This is a genomic window from Aliiroseovarius pelagivivens, from assembly GCF_900302485.1.
GTDB classification, from domain to species: domain Bacteria; phylum Pseudomonadota; class Alphaproteobacteria; order Rhodobacterales; family Rhodobacteraceae; genus Aliiroseovarius; species Aliiroseovarius pelagivivens.
On sequence record NZ_OMOI01000001.1, the window covers coordinates 931,751 to 950,649 of the forward strand.

Annotated in this window: 18 protein-coding genes; 13 read left to right on the top strand and 5 right to left on the bottom strand. The window is 59.7% G+C overall.

Translation table 11 applies throughout. From position 1 onward, the window contains the following. Positions 1-9: 9 nt before the first annotated feature. Positions 10-1,017 (bottom strand): GTP 3',8-cyclase MoaA, encoded by a 1,008-nt coding sequence (moaA, locus tag ALP8811_RS04555; protein WP_108855981.1) that lies wholly within the window; start codon positions 1,015-1,017, stop codon positions 10-12. Between the two features lie 94 nt (positions 1,018-1,111). Between moaA and ALP8811_RS04560 the strand changes: the two genes are divergently transcribed. The 3 genes from ALP8811_RS04560 to ALP8811_RS04570 all read left to right on the top strand — a co-directional run bounded on the left by ALP8811_RS04560 (position 1,112) and on the right by ALP8811_RS04570 (position 4,068). After that, positions 1,112-1,576 carry a D-galactarate dehydratase gene (locus ALP8811_RS04560; protein ID WP_108855982.1) on the top strand — a complete coding sequence of 155 codons (465 nt, stop codon included), beginning with the start codon at positions 1,112-1,114 and terminating at the stop codon, positions 1,574-1,576. Further along, positions 1,576-3,237, top strand: a complete 1,662-nt coding sequence (locus ALP8811_RS04565) for an AMP-binding protein (protein ID WP_245924563.1) — start codon at positions 1,576-1,578, stop codon at positions 3,235-3,237. The genes ALP8811_RS04560 and ALP8811_RS04565 overlap by 1 nt, the downstream gene beginning before the upstream one ends. 204 nt (positions 3,238-3,441) lie before the next feature. Continuing rightward, a complete protein-coding gene (locus ALP8811_RS04570) occupies positions 3,442-4,068 on the top strand; it encodes a DUF6639 family protein (RefSeq protein ID WP_146183989.1) in 627 nt (208 codons plus the stop codon). On the opposite strand, the gene ALP8811_RS04575 is transcribed toward ALP8811_RS04570, so the two are convergent. From ALP8811_RS04575 to glmU, 4 genes are read right to left on the bottom strand one after another with little or no spacing between them, the layout of a single operon-like run. Next, positions 4,065-4,865 (bottom strand): DNA alkylation repair protein, encoded by an 801-nt coding sequence (locus ALP8811_RS04575; protein WP_108855984.1) that lies wholly within the window; start codon positions 4,863-4,865, stop codon positions 4,065-4,067. The two genes, ALP8811_RS04570 and ALP8811_RS04575, sit on opposite strands and share 4 nt — an antisense overlap. Beyond that, positions 4,862-5,410, bottom strand: coding sequence for a pyridoxamine 5'-phosphate oxidase family protein (locus ALP8811_RS04580; protein WP_108855985.1), 549 nt, complete (start codon positions 5,408-5,410; stop codon positions 4,862-4,864). The genes ALP8811_RS04575 and ALP8811_RS04580 overlap by 4 nt, the downstream gene beginning before the upstream one ends. A gap of 18 nt (positions 5,411-5,428) precedes the next feature. Continuing rightward, positions 5,429-7,249: a glutamine--fructose-6-phosphate transaminase (isomerizing) gene (glmS, locus tag ALP8811_RS04585; protein WP_108855986.1), complete on the bottom strand. Its 1,821-nt coding sequence runs from the start codon at positions 7,247-7,249 to the stop codon at positions 5,429-5,431. Between the two features lie 2 nt (positions 7,250-7,251). Continuing rightward, positions 7,252-8,607, bottom strand: a complete 1,356-nt coding sequence (gene glmU, locus ALP8811_RS04590; protein WP_108857429.1) for a bifunctional UDP-N-acetylglucosamine diphosphorylase/glucosamine-1-phosphate N-acetyltransferase GlmU — start codon at positions 8,605-8,607, stop codon at positions 7,252-7,254. Between the two features lie 132 nt (positions 8,608-8,739). Here glmU and ALP8811_RS04595 point away from each other — a divergent pair, with 132 nt between their 5' ends. The 10 genes from ALP8811_RS04595 (at position 8,740) to ALP8811_RS04640 (ending at position 18,898) form a co-directional block, all read left to right on the top strand. Continuing rightward, complete coding sequence (locus ALP8811_RS04595; protein WP_108855987.1) at positions 8,740-9,423, top strand: HAD-IA family hydrolase; 684 nt, start codon at positions 8,740-8,742, stop codon at positions 9,421-9,423. A 43-nt stretch (positions 9,424-9,466) separates the two neighbouring features. Next, positions 9,467-10,669: a DegT/DnrJ/EryC1/StrS family aminotransferase gene (locus tag ALP8811_RS04600; protein ID WP_108855988.1), complete on the top strand. Its 1,203-nt coding sequence runs from the start codon at positions 9,467-9,469 to the stop codon at positions 10,667-10,669. Positions 10,670-10,822: 153 nt separating this feature from the next. Continuing rightward, positions 10,823-11,983: an isovaleryl-CoA dehydrogenase gene (locus ALP8811_RS04605; RefSeq protein WP_108855989.1), complete on the top strand. Its 1,161-nt coding sequence runs from the start codon at positions 10,823-10,825 to the stop codon at positions 11,981-11,983. Next, positions 11,983-12,519: a lysozyme inhibitor LprI family protein gene (locus tag ALP8811_RS04610; protein WP_108855990.1), complete on the top strand. Its 537-nt coding sequence runs from the start codon at positions 11,983-11,985 to the stop codon at positions 12,517-12,519. The genes ALP8811_RS04605 and ALP8811_RS04610 overlap by 1 nt, the downstream gene beginning before the upstream one ends. Before the next feature lies 1 nt (position 12,520). After that, positions 12,521-14,125 (top strand): carboxyl transferase domain-containing protein, encoded by a 1,605-nt coding sequence (locus ALP8811_RS04615; protein ID WP_108855991.1) that lies wholly within the window; start codon positions 12,521-12,523, stop codon positions 14,123-14,125. Positions 14,126-14,128: 3 nt separating this feature from the next. Then, positions 14,129-14,569 (top strand): thermonuclease family protein, encoded by a 441-nt coding sequence (locus ALP8811_RS04620; RefSeq protein ID WP_108855992.1) that lies wholly within the window; start codon positions 14,129-14,131, stop codon positions 14,567-14,569. Between the two features lie 70 nt (positions 14,570-14,639). After that, positions 14,640-16,580 carry an acetyl/propionyl/methylcrotonyl-CoA carboxylase subunit alpha gene (locus ALP8811_RS04625; RefSeq protein WP_108855993.1) on the top strand — a complete coding sequence of 647 codons (1,941 nt, stop codon included), beginning with the start codon at positions 14,640-14,642 and terminating at the stop codon, positions 16,578-16,580. Beyond that, positions 16,577-17,254 carry a glutathione S-transferase family protein gene (locus ALP8811_RS04630; protein ID WP_108855994.1) on the top strand — a complete coding sequence of 226 codons (678 nt, stop codon included), beginning with the start codon at positions 16,577-16,579 and terminating at the stop codon, positions 17,252-17,254. The genes ALP8811_RS04625 and ALP8811_RS04630 overlap by 4 nt, the downstream gene beginning before the upstream one ends. A 4-nt stretch (positions 17,255-17,258) precedes the next feature. Next, entirely contained in the window at positions 17,259-18,113 is an 855-nt protein-coding gene (locus tag ALP8811_RS04635) for a hydroxymethylglutaryl-CoA lyase (RefSeq protein ID WP_108855995.1), read from the top strand. A gap of 2 nt (positions 18,114-18,115) precedes the next feature. Continuing rightward, complete coding sequence (locus ALP8811_RS04640; RefSeq protein ID WP_108855996.1) at positions 18,116-18,898, top strand: crotonase/enoyl-CoA hydratase family protein; 783 nt, start codon at positions 18,116-18,118, stop codon at positions 18,896-18,898. Position 18,899 lies beyond the last annotated feature (1 nt).

The following is an 18,899-nucleotide window of genomic DNA, read 5'->3' on the forward strand; positions in this document are numbered from 1 at the left end:
CTTGGCCCCTTACCCACCCGTGTGGTTCATGTGCCGGATCGTCTGGCCTTGGATTTCCTGACGGCTATAGTCGAAATCATGGCCCTTGGGTTTGCGCCCGATTGCCGCGTGGATGGCATCAATCAGCACAGTATCGCTTTCGGACGACCGCAAGGGCGCGCGGAGATCGGACATGCCGTCATGACCTAGGCAGGTATAGATCTGACCGGTGCAGCTTATCCGAACGCGGTTGCAGCTTTCACAGAAATTATGGGTCATTGGCGTGATAAAGCCAATTTTCTGGCCTGTCTCAGCGACGCGCACGTAACGGGCTGGGCCGCCAGTGTTGTCGTCCAAATCGGTCAGGGCTAGTCGGGTTTCGAGATGCTGGCGCAGCTCGGTCAGGGGCCAATATTGGTCTAACCGGTTCTCCTCGCCCATATCGCCCATGGGCATGACCTCGATAAAGGTCAGGTCCATGTCCTTTTGGGCGCACCATTCGGCTAGGGCGAAAACCTCGTCATCATTGAAGCCTTTCAGCGCCACCGCGTTGATCTTGACGCGCAGTCCGGCATTCTGGGCCGCTTCAATCCCGCGCAGAACTTGGGGAAGGCGACCCCAGCGGGTGATCTTGGCGAATTTGTCTTCGTCCAGCGTATCCAGAGAAATGTTGATCCGGCGCACGCCCGCCTTGAACAGATCGTCGGCAAAGCGATGTAGCTGTGACCCGTTGGTGGTCAGGGTAAGCTCGTCCAGCGCGCCACTGTCCAGATGCCGTCCCATCGCGTCGAAAAAGCCCATGATACCCTTGCGGACCAGAGGTTCGCCCCCTGTGATGCGCAGCTTGCGAACACCTTGCCCGATGAAGGTGGAACATAGGCGGTCCAGTTCTTCGAGCGTCAGCAGATCCTTCTTGGGCAGAAAGGTCATGTTTTCAGCCATGCAATAGGTGCAACGGAAATCGCACCGGTCCGTCACGGACAGGCGCAGATAGGTCACCGGGCGGTGAAACGGGTCGACAAGCTTGGGCGTTTCCATGAAGCGAACCTAAGCGTGAGCAAAGCTGTGCGCAAGTCACGGCCGCGTCATTTCAACCGTTGAATGCGGTGAAGAATTGCGCCAGTTTGCCTGTATGAAACAGATTATTCTTATCACTGCCTCTTGTCTGGCCGTCACGGGATGTGCCGGTGTGGACGTGAACAATCTTTGGCCATCGCCGCCTCACCTGCGTCAGGCGCCAGCAGGACCGATCGTTAATCCGGATGCGCCTCCGGCGGATGCGACCACGGTGGATGAATTCGACACCGCCAGCGAGGGCGACAAGATGGCGGCCCTGTCATCAACCCCAACGCCAGCAGGTGCTCTGGGCACGACGGTTGCCAATCTGGGCGACCCGACCATTCCAGGCTTCTGGGTTGAAACCCCGCTTGTCACCAGCGAGACCGATGGCCGCGTACAGTCCAAGGCGACTGGACGTACGGTCAAGGTTACGTTGAAACCGACCTCTACCGGAGGAAGCCGGATTTCGATCTCTGCGCTGCAGCTTTTGGATCTGGACCTGTCCGGCCTGCATGAACTGGTGGTCTTCGGGTCGTGATGTCCGTGTCAGACGTGGCGTGGCTGGCCCATGGCCGCGCCCGCAAGCTTGTGTCGCCCTGGGGACCATGGCGGGACATGCAGGACGGGTTTTCATGGGATATCCCCGAGCACTTCAACATCGCGGAGCGCTGCTGTGACAGTTGGGCGGCGCTGGATCCCAACCGGATCGCGCTGACCCATGTGCGTCAGGATGGTACTTCTGAGGATTGGAGCTTTGGACGCCTGAAAGAGGCCTCGGACCGGTTTGCGACCGTGCTTCGCGATGCCGGGCTTGGCAAGGGCGACCGGATTGCGGTGTTGCTGGGGCAGGGGCCAGAGGTTCTGATCACCCATTTTGCGGCCTACAAGCTGGGTGCAGTGGTGTTGCCGCTGTTTACGCTCTTTGGCGCGGATGCTTTGGCCTATCGTCTGTCAGATAGCGGCGCCAAGCTGGTGGTCACTGACCCCGACAACATCTCGAAGCTGGCTGAAATCCGTTCGGACTTGCCCACGCTACAGGCGGTTTTTTCGGTGGTGCCCTGTGATGGCGCCGAGGATATGTGGCGAGCGATGGATGCTGCGGATCCGCTTGTCGATCCGGTGGACACACTGTCTGAAGATCCGGCGGTGATGATCTACACCTCGGGGACAACCGGTCCGCCCAAAGGGGTGTTGCATGCCCATCGATTTCTACTTGGGCATCTTCCCTGCGTCGAAACCTTTAACGAGGATTTTCCGCAGGCGGGCGACAAGGGCTGGACCCCAGCGGATTGGGCGTGGATCGGCGGATTGATGGATCTGGCACTGCCGTTTCTGTATTACGGCGTGCCCATCGTCAGCCACCGCATGCGCAAATTCGAGGCCGAGCTGGCCTATCGCCTGATGGCGGCCCATAACGTGCGCAACCTGTTCATGCCGCCAACCGCGCTGAAACTGCTGCGCCAGTCGGATGCAATGCCCGAGGGCGTCGATATCCGATCCATCGGGTCCGGCGGCGAAAGCCTTGGGGCGGGGCTGCTCGACTGGGCCGATCAGGCGCTGGGCGTGAAGATCAACGAATTCTACGGCCAGACCGAATGCAATCTGGTGCTGTCTTCGGTCGCTGGTGCGATGGAGGTCAAGCCCGGCAGCATGGGGCAACCCATTCCCGGTCATGAGGTGACGCTGCTGGCTGACGATGGTTCATCCGTTGGGCCGGGCGAGATGGGTGAGATCTGTGTGAAAGCGCCCGATCCCGTGATGTTCCTGCACTATTGGAACCTGCCCGAGAAGACACGCGACAAGTTCCACGATGTGGACGGGGTAAAGTGGCTGCGCACGGGGGATTTGGCGACCCGAGACGCGGCGGGCTATTTCACCTTTGCCAGCCGGGATGACGATGTGATCACTTCGGCCGGATACCGCATCGGGCCCAGCGAGATCGAAAACTGCCTGATGACCCATCCTGACGTCACGATGGCGGCGGTGATTGGCGTGCCCGACCCGCTGAGGACCGAAGCCGTCAAGGCGGTGGTGGTGCTGCGCGATGGCTGTGCGCGCGATGGCATGGAAGACGCGCTGATCCAACTGGTCCGCAACCGGATCAGCCCCCATGTGGCTCCTCGGAGTGTCGCGTTTGTGGATCACCTGCCCATGACGGCGACAGGCAAGATCATGCGACGCGAGCTGCGGGACGGGTGAACACTTGCGACCCGACCAAGGTGGCAATTCGTTTGGTGCATAGGGATACGGGCCGCGTTTCAGGGTGATTTGCTTGGGCGCGCCGCCTGTGCAAAGCTGGGCGATAGTTTCAGATAGACTGTTCATGGAAAGGTTGCATTGGCTCGCCGTCATTTACCCATCCTTGCCGTATTAAGTGTCGCGCTGTCAGGTGCACTGCCAGGATTGGCAGAGCAACACGCCTGCTCAGGCGTGGCGGTTGAGGTCAGCTCTGGTGACCCAGCCGCAAACAGAGATGTCTGTGATGCAGCACGCCTTGCCGCCCAGCTTTTTGCGTCATGCGAGCTTCCGGATCTGCAGCATGTGGTTCAGGTCGCGCTTGTGAAAGAGCTTCCCGAGGGATGTAATGCCCAATTTCACTGTGGTGAAAGCCGGATCGAGATGCTGACCCCTTCGGCAATGTCTCATCAACGCAGCAAGGACGGCGCGTTCAGCTTTGTTGAGGACGGGATATTTTTCAGAAGTGTTGTCGTCCACGAGCTTGCACATGCAGTGATGGACCCGGTGCCTTGCCCGTTTGACGACTGTATCGTTGCCGACGAATACATCGCCTATGCGATGCAGGTGATGTCGCTGCCCCCATCCCTGCAAAAGAAGTTCGGAGAGCGCCCGAGCGCGGGGCAGCCTGTTTCTCGTGACAAGTTGTCCGAGCTGATGCTGTTCATGTCCCCGGATGGGTTCGCACAGGATGTCTGGGCGCATCTGAAGCAACGCCCAGATGCTTGCGACTACATCGGTAAAGTAGCCGGCCGAGACATCTTGCTGGACCGGGAACGGTTCGACAGCGATTAGCTTGGTTCGTCTTCGTCCGTTTGCGGATGATCGTCCCGCTTTCGGCCCCAGCTTTCCTCGCGCAATTTCCGCTTCTCTGCACGCCACTTGTCCTTGGCTTCTTTCTGAAGCTGGGCAGGGGGCGGAAGATGCTTGCGCGCCTCTTTCAAGGCGAAAGGCTGCAGGGTCTTGGCATGCGGTTTCAGGAAGGCGCGCGCCCGGTCCGGGTCATGTTTTGACAGATCCCGAACCCACCAAGCAATCGCCTTCTGGATGAACCAATCCGTGTCCGAGGCATAGCCGTCCGCCCAGCTCAACACCCGATCCCGAACGGCAAGATCTTCGTCCTTCGGGTTGTTTTGCTTGGTCCAAGGCAGGGTGATCACAAGCGCGGCACGGCGGGCCCACATGTGATCCGACGTGGTCCATTTTTCGACATCGTCAATCCGAGACGGATCAGCGACCAGACGCTTCTGTCCGGCCATGCAGACGTGATCGGCGATGGCCCAGCTGTCGAAATCCGGCACCCAGCTTTGGATCAGCTCCCACGCAGCGTCATCTGGACGAATGCGCGCCTGCGTCAGAAGTTTCGCTGCAGCGATCCGCGCCTCGAACACATCGGTTTTCCAAAGCTGATCGGCCAGCGTCACGCGTTCGTCGACGCTCAACGACTGACGCCATTCTTTGGTCAGGTCGTTCAGCGCAGGGTTCGGGATGCCCCAAACCTCGCGTGTTTGCTTGTGATAGGCCTTCTGCCCTTCGGCGCGTCCCGGTTCGATCTGGGCGCGCAATTGCTCGAGGGCATCATCCAGTGTCATGTGTCATCTCCAAGGATGCCCGTTGGCAATCCGTCAATTGTGGTTGTGTTCTTTTCTGCCCAATAAGGGGTCAGATCGTCGCCCTTGCCCTTCAGAGCGGTGATCAATGTATCGCGCTGGCCGGTCAGTTCCATCTGCGGCACAGCATATCCGCAAGAGGTCTGCACCATCTCAACAGACATGTCATAGATTTGGCGCGCGCCGAACGGAGCCCCGAAGGGGGCTGCCAGCTTGTCCCAATCCGCATCATAAGGATGCACAGTGCGGGCTGTGCCATAGGCGCGCAGGATCAAGGGGCGTTGGCCAAAGCTGCACCACATAAGGGTCATACGATTGGCTTGCAGCAGATGCCCCGCCGTTTCATTTCCTGAACCGGTGTAGTTCAGCCAAAGAACTTGGTTCGGTCCCATGACCCTCAGGCTGTCCATCCCCTTGGGCGAAACATTCACGCGGCCATCGGGTGCCGCAGACCCGACGAAGAACATCGGCTGTTCTTCGATGAAACCGCGATGAACGGCTTCGATTTGGTCAAACTGCTTGGCCATATTGGGTACCTTTCCCGGCTACTCCACCGTCACAGATTTGGCGAGGTTGCGCGGCTGGTCCACATCAGTACCTTTTGCAATCGCTGTATGATAGGCCAAAAGCTGTGCCGGAACCGCATAAAGGATCGGTTGGATCAGTTCGGGCGCTTCAGGCATGGCAAGGGTTTGCCAGACACCACTGCCGGCCTCTTCCGCCGCACGCGCGTCGGATACCAGAACCACGCGGCCACCGCGGGCCATGACTTCCTGCATGTTGGACACGGTCTTGTCGAACAGCCCGTCGTGGGGTGCCATGACAACCGTGGGCGTTGCCTTGTCGACCAGTGCGATGGGGCCGTGCTTCAGCTCGCCCGACGCATAACCTTCGGCATGGATATAGCTGATTTCTTTCAATTTCAGCGCGCCTTCCAGTGCCAGCGGGAACATCTGTCCACGGCCAAGGAACAGGACGTCACGAGCCTCGGCCAGTTTGCTGGCGATCGCTTTGGTGGCGGCGTCGATGGTCAGCGCGTGGCTCATCAGACCGGGCAATTGGCGCAGCTCGGACAGGCGCTGGGCCAGTCCGGCATCATCCAGATGTCCGCGATCATGAGCGGCCTTCAATGCCATGACGGCAAAGCTGGTCAGCTGACAAGTGAACGCCTTGGTCGAGGCGACAGAGACCTCGACGCCTGCATGGATTTCGACCGCCACATCGCTTTCCCGCGCGATTGAGCTTTCGGGTACGTTGACCAAGGAAACGACCTTGTCGACCTTCCCGGCGGAATAGCGCAATGCGGCAAGCGTATCAGCGGTTTCACCGGACTGGCTGACGAATACGCCCAGCGTTTTGGGTGCGAAAGGCGCTTCGCGATAGCGGAACTCTGACGCCACATCGATGTCGACCGGCAGGCGGGCGTGTTGCTCAAACCAGTATTTCGCGACAAGCCCCGCGTAGTAAGCGGTTCCGCAAGCCACGATCGAAAGGCGGTCTACATTTGCGAAGTTGATGCCACCAAGATCCATGTTGATCTGATCGCCGGATAGATAGGCGTTCAGAACATTGCCAACAACTGTGGGCTGCTGGGCGATTTCTTTGGCCATGTAGTGCTTATAGCCGCCTTTCTCGATCCGGGCTGCGTCCAGCTTCACCTGTTTCATCGGGCGGTTGGCACGGCGACCTTCGGCGTCAAAGATCTCGGCTCCGTCGCGGGTGATGACAGCCCAGTCGCCTTCTTCCAGATAGGTGATTTTGTCGGTCATAGGGGCCAGAGCGATGGCGTCCGAGCCAACGAACATCTCGCCTTCGCCGTGACCAATGGCCAGTGGGCTGCCCTTTCGGGCAGCGATCATCAGGTCGTTTTCACCATCAAACAGGAAACACAGTGCAAAGGCACCGTCCAGTTGGGCAAGCGTAGACTCGACAGCCTCTTTCGGCGTTTTGCCTTGGGCGACAAAGCTTTGCGCCAGTAGGGCGACGGTCTCGGTGTCGGTCTCGGTCGAGAACTCAAGCCCCTCGGCGGCAAGCTTTTCGCGCAGCTCGCGGAAGTTCTCGATGATGCCGTTATGCACCACGGCCACATTGCCCGCGAGATGCGGGTGTGCGTTGTCGGTGGTGGGCGCGCCATGAGTGGCCCAGCGGGTGTGACCGATGCCGGATTTCCCCGCCAGCGGGTTGTGCACCAACGTGTCCGATAGGTTCACCAGCTTGCCCACGGCGCGGCGACGGCCCAGTTGGCCTTTTGCGTCAATGGTTGCAATGCCCGCGCTGTCATAGCCGCGATATTCTAGACGTTTCAGCGCCTCGACCAAAATGGGCGCAGCTTCGTGATTGCCCAGAACCCCTACGATACCACACATATTCAGGATCCTTTCTGACGGCGGGCTTTGGCCGCACGTAGTGTTGCAAACAGTTTCACTGCAAGACCGGGCTTGATTTCCAGCTTGGCGCGGGCAACGGCCATGGCCCCTGCCGGTACGTTTTTCGTCACGACGGTGCCGGTGGCGGTCATCGCCTCATCGCCGATCGAAACGGGGGCCACAAGACAGGTATTCGATCCGATGAAGGCCCGTGCGCCAATGTCAGTGTGGTATTTCGAGACCCCATCATAGTTGCAGGTGATGGTCCCCGCACCGATATTTGCGCCTTCGCCCACGCGCGCGTCGCCCACATAGGACAGGTGGTTCACTTTCGCACCTTCTTCAATCTGGGCGTTTTTGATTTCGACAAAGTTGCCGATCTTGGCGTGTTCGGCCAGTTCGGCACCCGGGCGCAAGCGGGCGTAGGGTCCAACGACCCCGCCGCGCGAGACGTGGCAGCCCTCCAGATGCGAGAACGCGCGGATGCGAGTCTCGCTTTCGACGGTCACTCCGGGGCCGAAGACCACATTGGGTTCCACGACAGTGTCGCGTCCAATGACCGTGTCATACGAGAAATAGACCGTGTCGCGGGCAACCAGCGTCACGCCGTTCTCCAGCGCCTCATCGCGGGCGTTGGCTTGGAAGACTTCTTCAGCCGCCGCCAGTTCTGCGCGGGAGTTGATGCCCAGTGTTTCGGCCTCGTCACAGGTGACAACGCGAGCAGTCAGCCCCTTGTTACGCGCGACTTCCACGATGTCGGTCAGATAGTATTCGCCCGAGGCATTGTCGTTGCCGACGCCGTCGATCAGATCGAAAAGGACTTGGGCCTTCGCGGCAACAACGCCGCTGTTGCAAAGCGTTACGGCGCGTTCTTCGTCTGATGCATCCTTGAATTCGACAATGCGCTCCAGCGCGTCGTCTTTGACGATCAGGCGACCGTAACGACCCGGATCGTCGGCCTCGAAGCCCAAAACGACAACATCGGCCCCAGACGCACGCTCGGCCGCCATGGCTTCCAGCGTCTCAGTGCGAATAAATGGCGTATCTCCGTACAGAACAATCGCGTCCCCGTCGAACCCGTCCAGCGCTGGGCGGGCCTGTGCGACGGCATGACCGGTGCCCAGCTGTTCTTCTTGCACGGCGATGGTGATCTCGGGGTCCAGATCAGCGGCAGCTTTGCCCACCAGTTCAGCGCCGTGGCCGACGACCAGAACGGCGCGTTCCGGCTGAAGTGCCGCGCCCGAGGCAAGCGCATGCGCAAACAGCGGTGCCCCCGCAACTTCATGCATCACCTTGGGAAGGTCCGAATTCATCCGTGTTCCCTTGCCAGCGGCAAGGATAATCAAGGCTGTTGCCATGTCGATCTGCTCTTTCAATTCCTTTTGGCCCGTTTTACCCCTTGAGGCGAGGCTCGCAAGGGAAACCGGTTCAATTAACCTTACGCGAGGTTACAGGCTTCGGCGGGGAATTGCCAAAGAAGGATTGATGGAATGACGCAGGGCAACGGAAAACGCACGGTGATCTTTGATCTGGATGGCACGCTGGCGGACACGTCGGGTGATTTGATTGCTGCTGCAAATGCTTGCTTTGAAGGGCTAGGGCATGGGGCGTTACTGGATCCGGTGGCCGATGCGCTGACCGCGTTTCACGGCGGGCGCGCAATGCTGCGTCTGGGGTTCGAAAGATTGAACGGCACTGCGGACGAAACGGATGTTGATCGCGAGTTTCCCAACCTGCTGACCGCCTATGAGGTCGATATCGATCGGCATACTGTGATCTATCCCGGCACGATGGCGGCGGTGGAGCGGCTGCATGTCGCGGGTTATGCGGTTGGGATCTGTACCAACAAGCCCGAAGGGCTGGCGCGGCTCTTGCTTACCCGTCTGGGTATTCTTGACCGCTTCACCTCGCTGATCGGGGCGGATACGTTGCCGACCCGCAAGCCCGATCCGGCGCCATTTGTGGCCGCAGCTTTACAGGCCGGAGGGGATCCGACGTGTGCACTTCTGGTCGGCGACACCGTGACGGATCGCGAGACCGCTCGTGCCGCCAATGCCCCCTGCATTCTTGTTGGGTTCGGCCCCGAAGGGCCGGGCGTTGCACGGTTAGAGCCAGAGGCAATGCTGAACCACTATGATGACCTTGACGAAACGGTCGCGCGGCTGATTGGCTAACCGTTTCATTGACCTTCCCACTCGGGCTACGCACTCTACGACCATGACACAGCGATTCACCGGAAATTTCACCCAGCAAGAGCCTATCCCCGACGAAGGGATCGACGCCGCATTGGACGTCCTACGCCATGGGCGTCTGCACCGATACAACGTGGCCGAGGGCGAAACCGCGCATGCCGCCCTGCTGGAACAGGAATTCGCTGCCCAGATGGGATCGAAATACGCTTTGGCGGTGTCCTCGGGCGGGTATGCGATCGCGACGGCTTTGCGCGCCGTTGGCGTTGCGGCAGGTGACCGCGTTCTGACCAATGCTTTCACGCTGGCCCCGGTGCCGGGTGCGATTGCCTCACTTGGTGCGACGCCGGTTTTCGTTGGTGTGACCGAGGCGCTGACCATCGACCTGGACCATCTGGTAGGCATTCTGGCGGTGAAGGACGCGCCACGCGTTCTGCTGCTGAGCCATATGCGCGGGCATATTTGTGACATGGACCGTCTGATGCAGATCTGCGACGGGGCAGGAGTGAAGGTGATCGAGGATTGCGCACACACGATGGGCGCACGCTGGAATGGCACCTTGTCCGGGCGACACGGCGCGATGGCGGCCTATTCGACCCAGACCTATAAGCACGTAAACTCGGGCGAGGGCGGGCTGCTGATCTCGGACGATCCTGACCTGATGGCCCGTGCGATCATCCTGTCGGGCAGCTATATGCTGTATGAACGCCACCTTGCGGGACCGCCGCCCGAGGCGTTCGAGAAGGTGAAATACATCACCCCCAATATCTCTGGCCGGATGGACAATCTGCGGGCGGCAATCCTAAGGCCTCAGCTGGCAAAGCTAGACGTACAAAGCGCGGCGTGGAATGCACGCTATCGCGTCGTCGAAGAGGGGCTTCGTAATACGCCGGGTTTGACGGTGATCGAACGCCCTGAGGCGGAAGACTATGTCATGTCCTCGTTCCAATTCCTGCTGTTGGATTGGTCGGAAGAGGCAGTGACCGAGGTGGTCAGTCAATGCGCAGAGTGTGGTGTCGAGCTGAAATGGTTTGGCGGCGCAGAGCCTGCGGGCTTTACCAGCCGCTATGACAGCTGGCGCTATGCTGACACGCCCGAACTGCCCAAGACCGACCGGATCCTGAAAGGCATTCTGGATCTGCGCCTGCCGCTGACCTTCTCGCTGGACGATTGCGCCCTGATTGCGCGGATCATCCGTGACGTGGTGGGGCGGGTTCATCAGGCAGGCTGAGCCCCTCGAAAACCAGACAGAAAACGAGGCCCGCGCGCATTGTGACGCTGCGTGAATTTGCGCGCGTATTGACGCGAATCGTGCTTTCGGCGCATTAACTGAACAAGCGTTCAATAATACGATCCCGAATATCTGATCCGGAAGGAAGCCGCCATGTTCAACAACTCTATGAATTTCGACCTGGGCGAAGACGTCAACGCAATCCGCGAGATGGTGCACCGCTTTGCACAAGATCGGATCAAGCCGATCGCGGCCGAGGTTGATGCGAAAAATGAATTTCCCAACGAGCTGTGGAAAGAGTTCGGCGACCTGGGTCTGTTGGGTGTAACCACGCCCGAGGAATACGGCGGGTCGGACATGTCGTACTTGGCGCATGTTGTGGCCGTGGAAGAGATTGCGCGCGCTTCGGCCTCGGTCTCTCTGTCTTATGGCGCACACTCGAACCTTTGTGTGAACCAGATCCGTCGCAACGCCACGGACGAACAGAAAGCGAAATACCTGCCGAAGCTGTGTTCGGGTGAACATATCGGTGCACTGGCCATGTCGGAAGCAGGCGCTGGTTCGGATGTTGTGGGCATGAAGCTGCGTGCCGAGAAGCGCAACGGTTATTACGTGCTGAACGGCACCAAGTTCTGGATCACCAACGGCCCGGACGCGGATACGCTGGTTGTCTATGCCAAGACCGATCCGGAAGCTGGCCCCAAAGGCATCACCACCTTCATCATCGAAAAAGGTATGAAGGGTTTCTCGACCTCGGAGCATTTCGACAAACTGGGCATGCGTGGGTCGAACACCGCCGAGCTGATTTTTGAAGACGTGGAAGTGCCGTTCGAAAATGTGCTGGGCGAGGAAGGTAAGGGCGTGAAGGTCCTTATGTCGGGTCTGGATTACGAACGTGTGGTTCTGTCGGGCATCGGCACCGGCATCATGGCCGCCTGTCTGGACGAGATCATGCCCTACATGAAAGAGCGCAAGCAGTTCGGTCGCCCGATTGGGGACTTCCAGCTGATGCAGGCCAAGATTGCGGACATGTACACCGCGATGAACTCGGCCCGCGCGTATGTCTATGAAGTCGCCAAAGCCTGTGACCGTGGCGAAGTGACCCGTCAGGACGCTGCAGCCTGTGTGCTGTATGCCTCGGAAGAAGCAATGAAACAGGCGCATCAGGCTGTTCAGGCCATGGGTGGCGCGGGCTTCATGAACGAAACCCCCGTCAGCCGCCTGTTCCGTGACGCCAAGCTGATGGAAATCGGCGCGGGTACTTCGGAAATCCGCCGCATGCTGATCGGCCGCGAGCTGATGGGCGCCCAGTGATGAAAAAACTGGTCGGCGCATTAATCTTGTTTGGTGCTGTGGCACAACCAGCCACGGCGCAGGACATGGTCTATTCCTTTGCGCCGACCACTGATTGTCTTGCTGAAAAAGGCCCCGATGGCGAAGCGCATCAGTGTTACGGGGTCGCCGCCAACGCCTGTATGGAGAACACCCAAGGGGGTTGGAGCACAGTAGGAATGTCTCGTTGCCTTGGCTTGGAACTGGACGACTGGGATCGTCGGTTGAACCATGCTTACGGCCTTTTGATGACGAAGCTTAAAGCCGAAGACGAAGAGATGGCGGTACTTGGGTCCTCTGCGCCAAAGCAAGCCCCGGCACTGCTTGAAATGCAGCGGGCGTGGATCACGTTTCGCGACACCGCTTGTTCTTATGAACGCACGAAATGGGGCGGCGGCACGGGTGGCGGTCCTGCTGCCACATCCTGCCACTTGTTTATGACGGCCCGCCAGGCCTGGTCGCTGGAAGCTGACCTGAATGGCTATGGCGAACCAATCTGCAACCACGAAGGATGCTGAGATGAAACTGACTTCTCAAGCTACGCCCGGTTCCGAGGCGTATAAAGCAAATCGCGAGGGCCATCTTGAAGCCCTGAAAGTAGTAGCGAATGCTGCTGAAGCAGCCGTTGGCGGCGGGGGGCAGAAGTCCCGTGATCGTCACCTGAGCCGCGGCAAGATGCTGCCACGTGACCGCGTGTCGAACCTGCTCGATCCGGGCTCGCCTTTCCTTGAGGTTGGCGCGACTGCTGCCCATGACATGTATGATAACTCTGCGCCGTGCGCCGGTGTGATCGCGGGTATCGGTCAGGTACATGGTCAGGAATGTATGATCGTGTGCAACGATGCCACCGTGAAGGGTGGCACCTATTATCCGATGACGGTGAAGAAGCATCTACGCGCGCAAGAGATCGCGGAAGAGTGCAATCTCCCCTGTATCTATCTGGTCGACAGCGGCGGCGCGAACCTGCCGCAGCAGGACGAGGTCTTCCCGGATCGCGACCACTTTGGCCGTATCTTCTATAACCAAGCGCGCATGTCCTCGAAGGGCATTCCGCAGATCGCGGTTGTGATGGGATCCTGTACCGCTGGCGGCGCATATGTGCCCGCCATGTCGGACGTGACCATCATCGTGAAAGAGCAGGGGACCATCTTCCTTGCGGGTCCGCCCTTGGTGAAAGCCGCAACCGGCGAGGTCGTTTCGGCCGAAGACCTTGGTGGCGGCGACGTGCACACGCGCTTGTCTGGTGTGGCAGACTATCTGGCCGAAGACGACGCACATGCGCTGGCACTGGCCCGTCGTGCGGTCGAAAGCCTGAACCGCCAGAGACCCGCCACTGTGAAGTGGCAGGAACCGGAAGAACCCGCCTATGACGCCGAGGAACTGCTGGGCGTAGTCCCCGCAGACCTGAAGACGCCTTACGACATCCGCGAAGTGATCATGCGCATCGTCGACGGCTCGCGCTTTGACGAATTCAAACCGCGCTTTGGCGAAACGCTGGTCACTGGCTTTGCGCACCTGAAAGGCTGTCCCATCGGGATCATCGCCAACAATGGCGTGATCTTCTCGGAAGCTGCTCAGAAAGGCGCGCATTTCGTTGAACTGTGCAGCCAGCGGAATATCCCACTGGTCTTCCTGCAGAACATCACCGGCTTCATGGTAGGCCGCAAATATGAAAACGAAGGCATTGCCCGCCATGGCGCCAAAATGGTGACCGCAGTTGCCACCACAAACGTCCCGAAAGTGACGATGGTTGTTGGCGGCTCGTATGGCGCTGGTAACTACGGCATGGCCGGGCGCGCCTATCAGCCGCGCTTCATGTGGTCGTGGCCGAACTCGCGGATTTCCGTGATGGGTGGTGAACAGGCCGCAGGCGTGTTGGCGACCGTGAAGCGCGATGCGATCGAGCGTCAGGGCGGCGAATGGTCGGCAGACGAAGAAGCCGCTTTCAAGCAACCCACCATCGACATGTTCGAGGAGCAAAGCCATCCGCTCTACGCCTCGGCGCGTCTGTGGGATGACGGCATCATCGACCCGCGCAAATCGCGCGAGGTGCTGTACTTGTCGCTTCTGGCAGCCCTGAATGCCCCGATCGAAGAAACCAAGTTCGGCGTCTTCCGGATGTAAGCCTTGGACACGAACCTCGTCATATATTGCGGGCTGACGCTGTTGATCTTTTACACGCTGGCCGAGCGCATCGCGCCTGTGCCGCGCGTCAACGAGATCGACGGTTGTCGGCTGGGCTATGTCTATGACGGGGATACGGTCGAGCTGAAATGCCCGGACCGCAAACGCACGGCGCGGTTGGTCGGCTTTGACACACCGGAAACTAAAGATCCGGGCTGTGCGGCGGAAAAGGCGCTGGGCGACCGGGCTACAGCCCGCCTGCGTCAGATCGTGGATGGGGCCAGCATCAGTTTTCAGCACGAAGGTTACGACAAGTTTGGTCGTGAGTTAGTCCGCATGACCGCCGACGGTCGCGACGTGGGGGACGCGTTGATCAGCGAAGGGCTGGCGGTGCGCTATGACCGCGGCAGCCGGATCAACTGGTGCAAGCGTCTGAACGGATAACAGAATTTTCGCCCTCTCGCGGGGCGAGCCACACAAGCGGGGCAGGGCCCCACCCGAAGGAGGAACAGAGATGTTCACGAAGATCCTGATTGCAAACCGCGGCGAGATTGCCTGCCGCGTCATCGACACTGCCCGCAAGCTGGGCGTGGCCACTGTGGCTGTTTATTCAGATGCCGATGCAAACTCGCGCCATGTGAAACTGGCGGATGAGGCTGTCCACATCGGCCCGCCCCAACCAGCACAGTCCTATCTGCTGGGCGACCGGATCATCCAGGCCGCGCTGGACACCGGCGCACAGGGCATCCACCCGGGCTATGGCTTCCTGTCTGAGAACCCCGACTTTGTGGATTCAGTTGAAAAGGCTGGTCTGACCTTCATCGGCCCGTCTTCGGACGCGATCCGCAAGATGGGTCTGAAAGATGCCGCCAAGAAGCTGATGGTGGACGCAGGCGTACCTGTCGTTCCGGGCTATCACGGCGAAGATCAGGATCCGACGCTTCTGGCCGCTGAGGCGGACAAGATGGGTTACCCGGTGCTGATCAAGGCTGTCGCAGGTGGCGGCGGCAAAGGGATGCGTCGCGTGGACGACCCTGCAGATTTCGCCGACGCGCTGAAATCTGCACAGGGCGAAGCCCAGACCGCTTTCGGCAATCCCGATGTGTTGGTCGAGAAATACATCCTCTCTCCGCGCCATATCGAGGTGCAGGTCTTCGGCGACGGCACCCAAGCGGTGCATCTGTTTGAACGCGATTGCTCGCTTCAGCGCCGCCACCAGAAAGTGATCGAGGAAGCTCCGGCCCCCGGCATGACTGAAGAAGTCCGCGAGGCAATGGGTATGGCTGGCGTGCGCGCAGCCGAGGCCATTGGCTATAAGGGTGCCGGCACAGTTGAGTTCATCGTGGATGGCGCCGATGGCCTGCGCACCGACGGGTTCTGGTTCATGGAAATGAACACCCGCCTTCAGGTCGAGCATCCCGTCACCGAAGCCATCACCGGCGTCGATCTGGTTGAATGGCAGCTGCGTGTGGCGTCAGGCGAAGGCTTGCCAAAACAACAGGACGAACTGACCATCAACGGCCATTCGTTTGAGGCTCGCCTTTATGCCGAGGACGTACCAAAGGGCTTCCTGCCGGCCACTGGTACGCTGTCCCACCTGAAGTTTCCTGAAGGCGCGCGCGCCGATACCGGTGTGCGGGCAGGCGACACGATCAGCCCCTTCTATGATCCGATGATCGCCAAGCTGACCGTGCATGCAGGATCGCGTGCCGCGGCGCTGCGGATGCTTTCGTCAGCTCTGTCGCATACGGAAGTGGCTGGATCGGTCACCAACTTGGCTTTCCTTGGCGCCTTGACGCGTCACGAAGGCTTTGCGGCAGGGGACGTGGACACCGGCCTGATCGAGCGCGACCTGGACGCGCTGACCGCCGAACCCGGACCCAGCCTAAGCGATATTGGCGCAGCTGCCCTTTGTGCACTGGATCTGCTGAAACGCGAAGGCACCGGTTTTACCCTGTGGGGTGGCCAGAACCATTTCGTCACCCTGACCCATGCTGAAGAGCAATTCGACGTGGTTGTGACCTCGTACGGCGCTGATCGTCATATGATCACCGTGGGTGAAGACCAGATCGAGGCCCTGTGTCTGAACGGCCAGTGGAAAATGGGCGGTGATCGTGGTCCGCGCGTGGCCAAGGCAGGCAACGTTGTAACGGTCTTTGCGCAGTCGGGGCTGGAATTCTACGTATCTGACCCTCTCGATCAGGACGCAGGTGCCGGCGCTGGGGCAGGCGTAATCGAAGCCCCGATGCCGGGCCTTGTGAAAGCCGTCTTCGCGACCGCTGGCCAAGAAGTGAAGGAAGGCGACCGCCTTGCGATCCTTGAAGCCATGAAGATGGAGCATTCGCTGGAAGCAGCACGCGATGGTGTGGTTGCCGAAGTGCTGTGTGCCGATGGCGATCAAGTGGAAGCTGGCGCGCCGCTCATCCGTCTGGAAGACGAAGAGGAAGACGCATGACCTTCCGTCTACATCACGTCCAATATGGCCGTTCGGTCCGCGTCTTGTGGCTGATCGAAGAAATCGGGCTGGAAGAAAAGCTGGGCGAGACGCTCGAGGTGGTCGAATACAAGATCGGCTCACGCGAGATGTTCGAAAGCGACCTGCGCAAGGTTTCTCCTGCGACCCGCATTCCTGCGTTGGAAATCGGCGACATCACCATGTCGGAAAGCGGGGCCATCGTCGAATACCTGACCGAGACCTATGCGCCCGAGCTAGGCGTGTCCCCCGGACAACCTGAACGCACCGATTATCTGCAGTGGATTCACTATACAGAAACCATGGCTAGTCTGATCGAGCAGCTGAACATGCAGATGGTATTCCTGCGACCTCCGGTCAAACCCAGCCCGGTTGTGATCAAGATCAACGTCGCGCGGTTGCGCCACACGGTGGCCGGGCTCGAGAAACATCTGGAGGGCCGCGAATGGCTTCTGGATCGCGGTTTCTCGGCGGCGGACATCATGATGGGGTTCAACATCTTCGCCGCACCTTACTATGTGAAGCTGGACGAATTCCCGAATGTCACCGCCTACAAAACGCGGGTCGAAGCTTTGCCGTCCTATCAGCGCGTGATTTCGCGCGAAGGCGAACAACGTTTCTATGCACAGGATTTCTATCCTGTCCCCGAGGAGTAACCCTATGGAATACGTGGAAATTTTCGAAGTCGGCCCGCGCGACGGACTGCAAAACGAAAAGCGTCAGATCCCGACCGAGGAGAAGATCGCACTGGTCGATCTGTTGTCAGGTGCCGGCTTCAAGCGGATCGAGATCGCCAGCTTTGTCAGCCCCAAATGGGTGCCGCAAATGGCCGACAGCGCCGACGTTCTGGCAGGCATCACCCGCACGCCGGGCATATCCTATGCAGCCCTGACCCCGAATATGCGGGGCTTTGAAGGGGCCGTGGTAGCAAAAGCCGACGAGATTGCCATCTTTGGCTCGGCCTCGGAAGGATTCTCGAAGGCCAATATCAACTGCACCATTGCCGAAAGCCTCGAGCGGTTTCAGCCGGTGGCCGAGGCCGCTAAAGCGGCGGGCCTTCCCATGCGCGGCTACATTTCCTGCGTGACGGACTGCCCTTATGACGGGCCGACCGATCCTGCGCAGGTGGCGTGGGTTGCGAAAGAGCTGCTGGCTATGGGCTGCTATGAAATCTCGCTGGGCGACACGATCGGACAGGCCACGCCAGACAGCATCTCGACCATGCTGGATGCGGTGTTGGGCGAAGGCGAAGCGTCGAAGTTTGCAGGCCACTACCATGACACCAGTGGGCGGGCTTGCGACAATGTCGAGGCCTCGCTGGCCAAGGGCATTCGCGTGTTTGACGCCGCTGTCGGCGGGCTGGGCGGCTGTCCTTACGCGCCGGGCGCGCAAGGCAATGTGGCGACCGAAGCCGTATATGACCGCGTGACCGCGCTGGGCTACACCACCGGACTGGACCGGGACATTCTTGAAAAAGCTGCCGTGATGGCGCGGCAAATGCGGGCAGGGGACTAATCATGGGTTATGAAACCATTTCGATCACCACGGATGAACGCGGCGTAGCCGCGCTGCTTTTGGACCGTGCGGACAAGCACAACGCCATGTCTGCCACGATGATTGAAGAGCTGACAGACGCCGCGAACAAACTGGGTGCGGATGATGCAGTGCGCGTGGTGATCTTGACCGGCGACGGCAAAAGCTTCTGCGCGGGCGGTGATTTGCGCTGGATGCAAGACCAGATGGCGGCTGATCCAGTGACCCGTGGCGTCGAGGCCAAGAAGCTGGCTATGATGCTGAATGCATTGAATGAAATGCCCAAACCCTTGATTGCGAAAGTGCAGGGGCAAGCATTTGGCGGTGGGGTCGGGATGGCCTCGGTGTCCGATGTTTCAATTGGTGTGCAGGGGGCAAAATTTGGCCTGACCGAAACCCGTCTGGGCCTGATTCCGGCCACGATCGGACCCTACGTTCTGGCCCGACTGGGCGAGGCGATGGCACGTCGCGTCTTCATGTCGGCGCGTATTTTCGATGCAGATGAAGCCGTGACACTGGGCCTTCTGGCCAAGGCTGTTGCGCCGGAAGATCTGGACGCTGCTGTTGAGGCCGAGGTGAAACCCTACCTGTCGGTGGCCCCCGGCGCGGTGGCCGAAGCCAAAGCCTTGGCACGCCGCCTTGGCCCGCCCATCACGGAAGAGATCATCGACGAAACCATTGCCGGTCTGGTCGCGCGTTGGGAAAGCGCCGAAGCACAGGAAGGCATCGCAGCCTTCTTCGCAAAAGAGAAGCCAAGCTGGGCGTGAT